At 66.2% G+C, this 12,577-nt stretch carries 8 protein-coding genes; 1 reads left to right on the top strand and 7 read right to left on the bottom strand.

Annotated features, from left to right (window positions below; all coding sequences use genetic code 11):
- Positions 1-86: 86 nt before the first annotated feature.
- Entirely contained in the window at positions 87-1,232 is a 1,146-nt protein-coding gene (locus QP164_RS04625) for an MFS transporter (RefSeq protein WP_435368356.1), read from the top strand.
- On the opposite strand, the gene QP164_RS04620 is transcribed toward QP164_RS04625, so the two are convergent.
- The 7 genes from QP164_RS04620 to QP164_RS04590 all read right to left on the bottom strand — a co-directional run bounded on the left by QP164_RS04620 (position 1,204) and on the right by QP164_RS04590 (position 12,560).
- The gene (locus QP164_RS04620; RefSeq protein ID WP_333922320.1) at positions 1,204-2,211 is read right to left on the bottom strand and encodes a LacI family DNA-binding transcriptional regulator; all 1,008 of its coding nucleotides are present in this window, start codon (positions 2,209-2,211) and stop codon (positions 1,204-1,206) included. The two genes, QP164_RS04625 and QP164_RS04620, sit on opposite strands and share 29 nt — an antisense overlap.
- Before the next feature lie 78 nt (positions 2,212-2,289).
- Positions 2,290-3,714, bottom strand: coding sequence for an MFS transporter (locus tag QP164_RS04615; RefSeq protein ID WP_333922319.1), 1,425 nt, complete (start codon positions 3,712-3,714; stop codon positions 2,290-2,292).
- Positions 3,711-5,507: an alpha-amylase family glycosyl hydrolase gene (locus QP164_RS04610; protein ID WP_333922318.1), complete on the bottom strand. Its 1,797-nt coding sequence runs from the start codon at positions 5,505-5,507 to the stop codon at positions 3,711-3,713. The genes QP164_RS04615 and QP164_RS04610 overlap by 4 nt, the downstream gene beginning before the upstream one ends.
- A 198-nt stretch (positions 5,508-5,705) precedes the next feature.
- Complete coding sequence (locus tag QP164_RS04605; RefSeq protein WP_277982790.1) at positions 5,706-8,189, bottom strand: TonB-dependent siderophore receptor; 2,484 nt, start codon at positions 8,187-8,189, stop codon at positions 5,706-5,708.
- 153 nt (positions 8,190-8,342) lie between these two features.
- Positions 8,343-9,365, bottom strand: a complete 1,023-nt coding sequence (locus QP164_RS04600; protein WP_333922317.1) for a LacI family DNA-binding transcriptional regulator — start codon at positions 9,363-9,365, stop codon at positions 8,343-8,345.
- A gap of 112 nt (positions 9,366-9,477) precedes the next feature.
- A complete protein-coding gene (locus QP164_RS04595) occupies positions 9,478-10,794 on the bottom strand; it encodes an ABC transporter ATP-binding protein (RefSeq protein ID WP_333922316.1) in 1,317 nt (438 codons plus the stop codon).
- Positions 10,795-10,811: 17 nt separating this feature from the next.
- Positions 10,812-12,560, bottom strand: coding sequence for an ABC transporter permease (locus QP164_RS04590; protein WP_333922315.1), 1,749 nt, complete (start codon positions 12,558-12,560; stop codon positions 10,812-10,814).
- Between the last annotated feature and the right edge of the window lie 17 nt (positions 12,561-12,577).

The raw sequence follows: 12,577 nt of genomic DNA, 5'->3' as shown, positions 1-12,577 counted from the left end.
GCCCCACCCCGGCCCCCTCGCCCGTCCCCGCGCCCGCCCATTCCAAGGCGCGCTGGGTGGTCGTGGCGCTCGTGTTCTTCGCGATCATGCTGAACTATGTCGATCGGCAGATCCTGGCGTTGCTGAAGCCGACGCTGGAACTCGAGTTCGGCTGGTCGGACCAGGATTACGGCAACATGGCGTCGGCGTTCCAGTTCGCCGCCGCGGTCGCGTTTCTGGGGACCGGCTGGTTCATCGACCGGGTCGGCCTGAGGATCGGTTTCGCGGCGGGCGTCTTCGTATGGAGCCTTGCCGGGATGGCGCACGCGTTCGTGTCGGGCGTGAGCGGATTCATTGGCGCGCGCGTTGTGCTCGGCGCGGCGGAGTCGATCGGCACGCCAGCCGCGGTCAAGTCCGCAGCGACCTATTTCGGCCCCAAGGACCGCTCGATCGCATTGGGGATCGGCAACACCGCGCCCAATGTCGGTGCGGTCATAACCCCGCTCGTCATACCGGCGCTGGCGATCGCGTTCGGCTGGCGCGCGGCGTTCCTCGTCGCCGGCGGCCTCGGGCTGGTCTGGGTCGTTGCGTGGTTCGCGTTCAAGATGCCCGCCGCGATTGCCGAGACCGGTGGCCCCGCGCCGATCCGCTGGATCGATCTGTTCAAGGATCGCCGGACGCTTGCCATCGCGGTCGCCAAAGTGCTGTCGGATCAGGTCTGGTTCTTCATGCTGTCGTGGTTGCCCGATCTGTTCCACCGGTTGTTCGGACTCCCGCAGGGTCAGGTCGGACTCCCCGTCGCGCTCGTCTATGCATTGGCGGCTTGCGGCGCGCTCTCCGGCGGCTGGTTGCCGACGCGGTTGATGGCGCGCGGCTGGAGCCTCGACCGTGCGCGGAAATCCACGTTGCTCCTGTATGCGTTGCTGATCCTGCCGGTGCCGATCGTGCTGTCGCTGCAAAGCCCGTGGACCGCAGCGCTGGTGCTGGGCCTCGGGCTGTTCGCGCATCAGGGGTTTTCGACCAACGTATTCGCGCTGACGACCGACGTCATGCCGGCGCGGTCGGTTGGGTCGACGATCGGGATCGCGGCGTTCTGTGGCAACATGGGATCGATCGGGATGATCCAGCTATCCGCTTGGTCGCTCGGCCACGGGTTCGGCTATGCGCCGATGTTGGCGATCTGCGCGGTCAGCTATCTGCTGGCGCTGGGGTTCATCCAGCTGCTCATCCCGCGGATCGAACCGGCCCGGTAGAGTCGCGGCGGATCAGTTCGAATGGGACCTCGATCCGCTTCACCGCGAACTCCGCGGCGAGCAGGAGATCCGCCGCCATGTAGCCGAGCGTCCGCGTCGGCTGGCGGATCGTCGTCAGCGCGGGCCAGACGAAGCGCGAGATCGCATCGTCGCCAAAGCCCGCGATCGACAGGTCGGCCGGCACCGACAGCCCGCGGCGGTGTGCGACGCTGAGCACGCCGGCGGCCATGTCGTCGTTCGAGGCAAAGATCGCGGTGGGCGGCAGGCGGAGCGCGAGCAGCGCCTCGGCCGCGTCGGCGCCCGATGCGAAGTCATAGTCGCCGGGGCGGACCAGGACCGGATCGAACGCGATCTCGGCTTCGTCGAGCGCGGCGCGATAGCCGGCAAGTCGCTGCACGCTGGTCGCATAGCTCGCATGCCCCGAGACGAAGCCGATGCGGCGGTGGCCAAGCGCCAGCAGATGCCGCGTCATCACGGTCGCGGCGCCGATATTGTCGATGAACACCGACGCGGTGAGGTCGAGATCGGTGCCCGGCGAGACGCGAACGAACCGGACGTTACGACGCGCCATGAGCGCCAGCACTTCGGGATAGTCGGTAGCGGGCGGCGTCAGGATCAGTCCGTCGACACCCGATCCATCGATCAGGCTCTCGATATCGTCGATCAGCCGGTCGGAATCATGGTCATAGGGCTGCGCGATCATCCGCACACCATCGAGCAGGCAGCGGTCGCGGATACCCGACTGCATCTCGTAGACGTAATACGGACTGGGGTTGTCGCAGGCGAGCGCGATCTGGAAGCTGCGATGCCCCGCCAGCGTCCGCGCCGCCATGTTTGGCCGGTATTTGAGCGTCGCGAACGCCGCCGTCACCCGCGCGCGCGTCGCATCCGACACGCGTGCTTCGTTGTTCAGGACGCGCGACACCGTCTTGATGGACACGCCGGCAAGTCGTGCGACATCGTTGATCGTTGGCCGCACGCAGTCCCCTTCCCTCGCCGCCTGCGCTTCGAAAATTCCGGTCCGACATCGCCGCGGGCTTAAGGCTGTACAGTCTTCCTATCGACCTTCCAGCAGCGCACCACGAAAATCCTTCATCCTTGTCGACCAGGGTCGTCGACCATCGGTAATAGGATTGCAGGGGCAGCCCTTGTGCGTGCCGATAACCTTACCGATCGGCGACAGCCCGCTTCGGCCCCCGGCATTCACGCGCAGCGTCGCGACCGTTCCGGCGAGCATCAGCGCTCCCGCGACGTACAGCATCGCGCGCGCATCGCCGCCCAGCAGCGACCGGTAGAATAACGGCACGGTCAGGCTCTCGATCATCATCGGCACGACGATGAACATGTTGAAGATGCCCATATAGATGCCGAACCGGGCCGGCGGGACGGTATCGGTCAGCATGACATAGGGATTGCCCATCATGCTCGCCCAGCCAAGCCCGATGCCGATCATCGGCAGGTACAGCCAGCCCTCGACGCCGATGCCGGGGATTGCCAGCATCGCCGCACCCGACGCGGCGAGGCACACCGCGTGGACGAAGCGCGCGCCGTAGCGCTTCGTCACCGGGACCAGCATAAGCGCGCTGACGAACGCGACCGCATTGTAGAATGCGCCGATCTGCCCGACGGTCAGCGCGGCGTCGCGAAACCCCTGGCTCGCAGGATCGGCGGTGCCGTGAAGCGAACGCGCCAGCGCGAACGCGATGAACTGCCAATAGGCGAACATCGCATACCATTGGCACAGCATCGCGACGCCGAGCTGGCGCATCGCCGGCGGCATATCGCGGATCGCGGCGACGACGTCGCGCAGCGCACTGCCGAACGTGACCTTGTCGGCCTGCATCGCCGCGCGCTCCTCGGCAGACAGCGGCAGTTCGGGGACGCGGATCACCGACCAGACGATCGTCGACAGCGACAGCACCGCACCAACGAGGAAGGCGATCCGGGTGATATCGGGAATGCCGTTGGCATCGACCGCATCCTTGTTCATCCCCCACCACACCAACAGCGACGGCGCGAGATAGGAGAGCGTCTGCGCGAGACCGGTGAACGCGGCCTGGATCAGGAAGCCGGTCGGCCGCTGGTCCTCCGACAGCCGGTCGCCGACATAGGCGCGATAGGGCTCCATCGTGACGTTGTTGGCGGCATCGAGGATCCACAACAGGCTGGCGGCGACCCACAGGGCCGGGCTGTACGGCATCGCCAACAGGCACAGGCTGCACAGGATCGCGCCGACCAGGAAATACGGCGTACGCCGGCCCAGCCGGCTCGTGGTCTTGTCGGACAGTGCGCCGATCAGCGGCTGGACGAGCAGCCCGGTCATCGGTCCTGCCAGCCACAATAGCGGCATCGACGCCTCGTCCGCGCCGAGATAGCCGTAGATCGGCGCCATGTTCGCCTGCTGCAAGCCGAACGAGAATTGCAGGCCGAGGAACCCGAGGTTCATCTCGATGATGCGCGCCAGCGACAGACGGGGTTTCATGCGCGATCTCCCATGAGCCACACGGCCTGCCAGGGTGCGAGCGTCGCAGCCGCAGCACTGCCGGACAGGCGGTCGGTGCCGATATCCGACAACGGTACCGCGCGATCCGAGAAATTGAGATACACGCGATCGGTGCCGCAGCGGATCCCGAGCAGCGCGGGAACCGATGCGTCAGTCACCAGCAGGGTCGGTGCACCCGCTCCTGCACCGGCTACGCGCGCGGCGCGCAACCGGGCAAGATCGCCGGCAATCCGCGTTGCCGCGGGGCTATCGAGCGCCGACCAGTCCATCTGCGGCCGGTGAAGCCAGCGCCCCTCATGCGCCCGGTCGGGGTCGTCTCGATACGCATAGTCGTTCAGCATCCCCGCCTCGTCGCCCATGTAGATCGTCGCGACGCCGCCGCTGGCGACGGCGAGCGTGTTGAGCAACGCGATACGCCCGAACGCCGTCTCCCGCGATACGTCGTCGGTGGCCGCCTCGAGTCCGGCAAGTGATGCCAGCGTGCCGTTGGTGCCGTGCAGGACCGAACCGTCCGACTGGAACGGTACGCCGCGTGCCCAGCTATCGCCCGCACCTTCGATGAAGTGCGCGGCGTCGGTAAGGCGCGCTGCGGGATCGGGGTCAATACCGCGCAGATCGCCCAGCACCGCGCCCCAGCCGATATCGTCATGACAGCGCGCATAGGTCAGCCAGTTCGCACCATGCGGCAGCCCGCCGCTGGCGTCGACGATCGCGGCGGGCAACGCCGCCGATTGCTCGGCCAACGCGACCCAGCCGGCGACCATCAGCGAATTATTGTAGACGAGGTGGCATTCTGGTTCGAACCCCTCGCCCTCGTCCGCGCCGAAATAGGGCGGCACGAACGCGGTCGGCACGATCGCCTCGGCCTTGAGCAACGTCGCCGGCGCGACGATGTCGAGCGCAGCGCGCAACGCGCGGACGATGAAATGCGATTGCGGCAAGTTGCGGCAATCCGTCCCCGCCTGCTTCCAGAGGAACGCGGTGGAATCGAGCCGAAACGCCTCGAACCCGTGATTGGCGAGCCGCAGCATCGTGTCGACCATCGCCAGCATGACCTCGGGGTTCGCCCAATTGAGGTCCCACTGGAACGGGTAGAACGTCGTCCAGACTTCGCCGCCCATCTCGGGCACGTGCGTGAAATTTCCCGGCGCGGTGGTCGGGAATACCTGAGGCAATACGGCTTCGCGTGCCGCCGCCTCGGCCTCGTCGAGGACGATGTAATAGTCGCAGTAGTGCGGATCGCCGGCCTTGGCCTTCAGTGCCCAGACATGGTCGTCCGCGGTGTGGTTGAGCGCTAGGTCAACGCACAGGCTGATCCGGCTGGCACGCAGGCGTTCGCAGAGCGCCTCGACATCCGCCATGGTCCCGAGCGTCGGTTCGATACTCAGATAATCCGCCACCGCAAAGCCGCCGTCGCTGTCGCCGGTACGCGCCTTCAGCAACGCGAGCAGGTGGAGATACCGGACACCCAGCGTATCGAGATACTCGACCTTTTGGGTCAGGCCGGAAACGGTTCCGGCGAAGCGATCGACATAGGTCGAATAGCCGATCATGTCGGGCGCGACGAACCAGTCGCGATCCGCGATGCGCGTGACGTCGAGCGCCCGCATCACCGCCGGACGCTCGGCCATGCGGTCGCGGAGCACGGCCTCGATCCGCGACCACAAGGCGTCGCCGTCGTGCGTAGCGCCGTACAGCCGCTCGAGCTGACGACGCAGCGTGGTACCATGCTGGCGCAGTCGGGTGTCCAGTTCGGACGATGTGGTGGCCATGACGGTCACGCCCCCGCACGAGACGGGCGGCGCCTGCCGGACCGAAGTCCCGGCATGACGCCCGACATGACGGGTGCAAGGCTGTCTGCTGTTCCAATCCGTCCACCTCGTATTCGCGCGGCAGGACATCGCCCGTGCCGCGGCAGTCTAACGATGGTCCCGGGTGCCGTCCTTGGCATCCGGGACCACGGCCTGTCATCAGAACTTCAGGCCGATCGTTGCGCTGATGTTGCGGCCGGGGAATGCCCGCGCGGTGTTGATACCGTTCGTCGGCAGCGTGTCGGTCGCCAGCCCCAGCTCGGTGATCGCCAGCACGTTGAACAGGTTCTGCGCATTGACCGAGACATGGACCGCAGGCGTGATCGCATAGGATGCGAACGCACCGGTCAGGACATAGCCGGGCATCTTCAGCTGGTTGAGATCCGACGCATAGGACGACGTCGTGCCGATGACGTTGGCGCCGACGGTCAGCTTGTCCACGATGATCGACGGCGAAGCCTGGAAGATCAGGTCCGCCTGGCGATACGGCGTATTCCCGTTCAGCGCTGGGGTCAGCTCGCTCTCGATGATGCGGGCATGCGTGTAGGTCGCGCCGCCGGTCAGGTGGAACACGCCGTAATCGACGCCCGCCTCGAGCTCGACGCCGTAGGAGCGGTAGCGATTGTTGATCGTGCGCTGCTGCGGGATGATGATCTCGTTCGACTCCGCGGTCGTCGCGCGGAAGCCGGTGACGTTGGCAAAGAACGGCCCCGAGCGGAACTTCACGCCCGCCTCCTGCTGGTTGACGAAGTTCACCGCGACGTCGTCGGCGATGCTGCCGTCATCACGGACACCGCCGCCGAATAGCACGCGATCCGCGTTGAAGCGTGCGCCGCGGCTGACGCGGGCGAACAGCGCGAGATCGTTCTTGATCTCGTAGTTCGCACCGACCGACCACGTGAAATAGTTCTTGCGGTAGTTCACCGGCTTGGCGGCGGACAGGCTGACGACCGGGACGGTCTGTTCGGGAACCTGGATCACGCCATCCTGATTGACGTCGAGCACGGTCAGCGCGTTCGACGCGTAAATGCCCTTCGCCTTCGAGCTGTTGTAGCGGACGCTGCCGTCGAGGTTGAGACGACCGGTCTTCCACGTCGCCGCCAGATACGGCGCGTCGATGGTGTAATCGACATCGTAATAGCGCTGGCAGCAATTGCCGTACACCGGCTCGCCATAGGCGATCAGCCCGTTCTGCGTGACCGGCTGGCCTGCCGCGTTAAAGACGTCGAGCAGCGCAGGCTCGTTGCCGTTGACCTCCTGCAGATAGCTGTTCCAGTGCCAGTCCATCTTCACCGCCTGGCGCGACTTGAAATAGCCTGCTGTGAGCGAGCCCGTACCGAGGCTGCCGCCGTTGATGTCCTTGCCGATCGTCAGGATGTTGGTGATGTTCGTAAAGTCTTCGAGCGTCGCATTGAACAGCAGCGAATTGCTGGCCAGGCCGTTGCCGTTCAGCGCCGCCGGGTTGGCGATCGTCTGACCGGCATTGGGACCGGTGGCATAGCGCAGCGTCGCGCCCGCGCCGCCGATCGAGTTCGCGAACGACGCGGCGGTGTTCACGTTTGCTGCGTAAGGCGAGGTGAAGCCGCCCGAATTCTTGGCGTAGTTAAACTTGTCGTCGAACGTCCAGCCGCCGCCGAGATCGAACGACGCTTCGCCGCCGATGCCGCGCACCTTGGTCCGATAGCCATCGGCGATGTCGGTGCGGATCCGGCGACCGTTCAGGCCGACCGACAGATCCGAGCGGAAGTTCGGCGACTGGAGCGTGTCGCTCTTCGGGTTGAAGTTCGCGAACGCCCCAAACTTGGGATCGCTGTTCGTGCCGGTGTTGCTGACCGGGACCGGGATATAGACCGGTGCCTTGTCGTCGAGATACTTGGCGTTGATCCGGACGAAGCCGTTCGAGAAGGTGCGCGTGACGTTGGCCTTGATCTGACCGCCCTTCTCGGCGTTGTAGCCGATGTCCTTCACGCCGTCGCCGATCCGGTAAAACCCGCCGACATGGAAGCTCCAGTCGTCGCCGATCGGCGCGCCGTAATCGGCGTCGATCCGGGTCCGATCGAAATCGATGCCCTTGGTCAGCGAGATGTTGCCGCCCGCGGTCTTGCCGGTCTTGCTGATGAAGTTGATGATCGCGCCCGGCGCGTTGCTGGTGAAGGTCGATGCCGAGCCGCCACGGACGACCTCGACGCGCTGGACGTTGTTGTCGGGGCGCACGAATGCGTCCGCGGTTGCAAAGGCGATGTCGCCGAAGTCGAGGACGGGCAGACCGTCTTCCTGAAACTGGACGAACTTGGCGCCGCCGCTGGCGACCGGCAGGCCGCGCACTGCGATGTTGGCATTGCCTTCGCCGCCCGACGCCTCGGAGCGCAGACCGGGAATGTTGCGGACCAGATCGGCGCTGCCGAGCGGCGCGGCCTGGGCGATCTGCGTCGCGTCGAGCGCGCTGACCGTGATGCTGGTGGTGAGACGACGCTCGGGGCGCGAGGTGCCGGTCACGACGATGTCGTTGCCGGCCTCGGCGGTGTCCGTGGTGGTTTCGGCAACCGGCGCAGGCGCCGATGCGGGCGCGACCTGTGCGGCGGCGGCAAAGGGCAAAACCGTACCGAGCGCTGCGCCGACGAGCCAATAGGATGCTGTCTTCATATACCCTCTCCTGCAGGATCCGCCGTAACCGCGGACTGATATGCAGAGCCGGTATGCGCCAATGCAATGGATTGCAACAATCGATTGCGGTGCGATGATCAAACGTTTCCGGTGTGACTTTTTCGCATCATTATTACTGGCAGTGGGCGGCGGTCAGGCTGAATCGCGCAGGATCAGATCGGCCGGCATGACGACCGATGGCGCGTCTTCGCCCCCCAGCCGGGCAAACAGCGCGGCGATCATCGCCGATGCACCCTCCTGAATGTCCTGGCGCACCGTCGTCAGACGCGGGACGATCGTGCTGGCGAGCGGGAGATCGTCGAACCCGATCACGGGCAGGCCACCCGGCACCGCAATGCCGCGATCCGCGAGCACCCGGATCGTGTGCATCGCGATGACGTCGGACGCAGCGGCGATGCCGTCGATCCTGCCACGGAGACGATCGAGATGGCCGGCGATTTCGTCCGACATCACATCGGACGCCAGATGGGTGGCACATTGGATCGGTTCGCCGAGCCCGGCCTCCTGCGTCGCCTGTTGCAGCCCGGCGTAACGCTCGCTCAGTTCGAGTGTGCGGATCTCGCCGAAGAACGCGATCCGGCGACACCCGCGTTCGATCAGCCGTCGTCCCGCACGCAACCCGCCGGCGCGGTTATCGACGCCGACGGCACAATGATGCTGGCCTTCGATATGGCTGCCCCAGACCACCAGCGGGCGATAGCGTTGCGCCACCCGCTCGATCGCCTCGAACTGGTCCGACTGCCCGATCAGCAGCACGCCGTCGAGCATGCCGGAGTCGACGATCCGCTCGAGCCAGTCGTTCGCATCCGGGATGACCCGCGACAACATGATGTCGTACCCGGCTTCGGTCAGTGCGTCGGCAAGATGCCCCAGGATCGCCATGAAGAACGGATCGGACACGTGCTGGCGGCGCTCATGGCCGAGCGGCACGACGACGCCGATCACGTTGGTCTTCTGCGTCCGCAATCGGCTCGCCATCTGATTGAGGCGAAAATCATGCTCATGCGCCAAGGCCTGGATACGCGCCCGCGTTTCCGGGTTCACGAGCGGATTGTCCGCCAAAGCGCGCGACACCGTCCCCGGGTGCACACCCGCCAACTTGGCAAGATCGCTGATCGTTCGTGGTTTGGTCGACGGAATGATGGGGTCGGTCATCCCGTCTTATACAAACGCCTCTCCGAGCAACCCAACTGAAAACGGGTACCCGTGGCTCATGCCGTCCCCGCGGTCCCTTAAACCACCACGCGGACCGCGGCGAAGCGCCGGATCACACGGCATCGTCCAGGCTGAACCGGTCCGCATCCTCGTCATACGCGAACACCTCGGCATAACGGCCCCAGTGCGTGACCGTCCGCAACGTTTCGTCGGCGTAGTCCTCCGACATATGGTCCTCCAACTCGTCGCGGAACCGACGCGCGGGGGCGACATGCCCGCTACGCTCGTCAAGGATCCGGCGGATGTGCTGCGCGAGCGGGACATGCGCGAGCAACGCCTGCGCGAACAGCGCTTTCCGCGCGTCGACATCGGCCTGCGCATAGCGTCGCGCGGCCGGCGTCAGGAGAATGTCGGCCCCCTGCAACTCGGCGAACCGCAGCAGCTGGAGCGTCTCCGCCATCGGGAACAGATCGTCGACCTCAAGCTGGAGCTGATCGGCGAGATCGGCCATCGCCGCGCGGCCGTCGAACGGACTGGCGTCGACTTCCTCGATCAGCCCGGCGAGCGCATTGGTCGAGACGCGCGGCAATACCATCTGGATACCGGTGCCGGGGAACAGCCCGTCGCGGACCGGCTCGGCCGGTGCGCGTGCGGTCATCTGCGCATAGATGTCGTCGACCAGCTTGCGAAAGGCGGGATCGAGGCGGTCGCGCGGTTGCGGCAGGTCGACCTTGATCTCGGCGGCGACGCGGCCGGGGTTGGACGAGAAGACGAGGATGCGGTCGCACATCAGCACCGCCTCCTCGATATTGTGCGTGACGATCAGGATCGACTTGATCGGCATCCGCCCTTCCGCCCACAGATCGAGCAGGTCGGTGCGCAACGTCTCGGCGGTCAGCACGTCGAGCGCGGAGAAGGGCTCGTCCATCAGCAGCAGCGACGGATTGACGACGATCGCGCGCGCCAGCCCGACGCGCTGGCGCATCCCGCCCGACAATTCCTTGGGATAGGCGTTCTCGAACCCGTCGAGGCCGATCAGGTCGATCGCCGCGAGCGCGCGAGTGCGGCGCTCGTCCGCCGGAACGCGCTGCGCCTCGAGGCCAAGCTCGACATTCTGGAGCACGGTGAGCCATGGGAACAGCGCGAAGGTCTGGAAGACCATGCTGATCGTATGCGCAGGCCCATCGGGGACGTCGGCGAAGTGCACGCGACCCTCGTCCGGCCGGATCAGCCCGGCGATCGAGCGCAGCAACGTCGACTTGCCCGAGCCCGAGCGACCGAGCAGCCCGACCACCTCGTCCTCGTGCAGCGTCAGGCTGACGTCGTCGAGCACCGGCGCGCCGCCATCGCCGCGCCCGTAGCGATGACTGACATGCTCGACCTGCACGAGCGGGCGGCTGGCCGGGGCGCGGGGAAATGCTGTTGCCATGTCTTGTCCTTTCGACATCAGGCGAGCCGGAGACGGCGTTCGGCGAAGGCGTACATCGGACGCCAGACGAGCCGGTTGAAGGCGATCACGAACATCGACATCACCGCGATGCCGAGCGCGACGCGGGGATAGTCGCCGGCCTCGGTCGCCTTCGCGATGAACGTGCCCAGCCCGTGCGCCTCGACCTTCTGCGACCCCCACGAGACCGCTTCGGCGACGATGCTGGCGTTCCACGATCCGCCCGATGCGGTCAGCGCACCGGTGACGTAATAGGGAAACACGCCCGGCAGCGCGACCTGCCGCCACCATTGCCAGCCGCGCACGCCGAACATCCCCGCCGCCTCGCGCAGATCGGTCGGGATCGCGCTGGCGCCGGCGATGACGTTGAACAGGATGTACCATTGCGTGCCTAGGATCATCAGCGGTGACAGCCAGATATCGGGCGACAGCCGCCAGTGGACGATGCCGATCACCGCGAACGGGAACAGGACGTTGGCGGGGAACGCCGCGAGGAACTGCGCGACGGGTTGCAGGCGTTCCGCCCATTTGGGGTTGAGGCCGATCCAGACGCCAACCGGCACCCAGACGAGGCTGGCCAGCGCGATCAGCACGACCACGCGCAGCATCGTGATGCAGGCCAGTCCGAACACCGCGACCGCATCACTGAGCCGCAGCGTCGCGAAGACATAGCGTCCCGCGAGCCAGAGCGCGGCGACCACGGCGATCAGGACCACTGCCTGCCAAAGCCGTTCCAGCACGATGCTCGGTTCGCGAATGCGCGCCTGCCCCGCGCGCGCCCTGCCCCGATCTAGCGTCAGCAGCAGCTGGCCAAGCGCGGTGACCGGCGCGAACAACACCGGCAGCAGGCGCGTGCGGCGGAACAGGTCATAGGCCCAGGATTGCGGCCGCTCGGTACTGGCGGTCTGCTCGAACCGGAAGCGATCCGCCCAGGCGACCACCGGCCGGAAAACAAGCTGATCGTACAGCAGGATGACGATCCCCATCGCGACCACGGCCAGCCCGATCGCGGTGAAGTCCTTGCGAGCGATGGCCAGCGCGAGCCACGAGCCGACACCGGGCAGGGTCACGGTCGTGTTGCCGACCGTGATCGCTTCGGATGCGACGACGAAGAACCAGCCGCCCGACATCGACATCATCGCGTTCCACACCAATGACGGCGTCGCGAACGGCAAGTCGAGCCGGAGGAAGCGCCGCACCGGCGACAAGGCGAAACCGCGCGTGACCTCGTCCAGGTCGGACGGTACCGAGCGCAGCGACTGGTAGAAGCTGAACGCCATGTTCCACGCCTGGCTGGTGAAGATCGCGAACACCGCGGCCAGCTCGACGCCCAGGATCTGGCCGGGAAACAGCCCCATGAACGCCGTGACGGTGAAGGTCAGGAACCCGAGGATCGGCACCGATTGCAGGATGTCGAGCATCGGCACGATGATCTGCCCCGCGCGGCGGCTGCGCGCGGCCAGCGTCGCGACGACTAGTGTGAAGACCAGACTTGCCGCGAGTGCCGCGAACATCCGGATCACGGTACGCAGCGCGTAATAGGGCAGATACCGCGGATCGAGCGTCACCGGCTCGACACGCAGGCGCGACAGCGGCTCGGCCACGCCTTCGGCGCCGCGGACCAGCAGCGCGGCGATGCCGATCAGCAGCACGAAGGCGATGACGTCGGCGCGGTTGGGCTGGGTCAGCCTGAGGATGCGCGAGAACGAGCGGACTCTGCCGGCAGTCGCTACCGTATCAGTCGCCATGCCATTCCTCCCCGCCG

The organism is Sphingomonas sp. LR59, assembly GCF_036855945.1.
Lineage (GTDB): Bacteria > Pseudomonadota > Alphaproteobacteria > Sphingomonadales > Sphingomonadaceae > Sphingomonas.
Note: the sequence above shows the minus strand (reverse complement) of the source record. Positions and strands in the feature narration are given on the sequence as shown.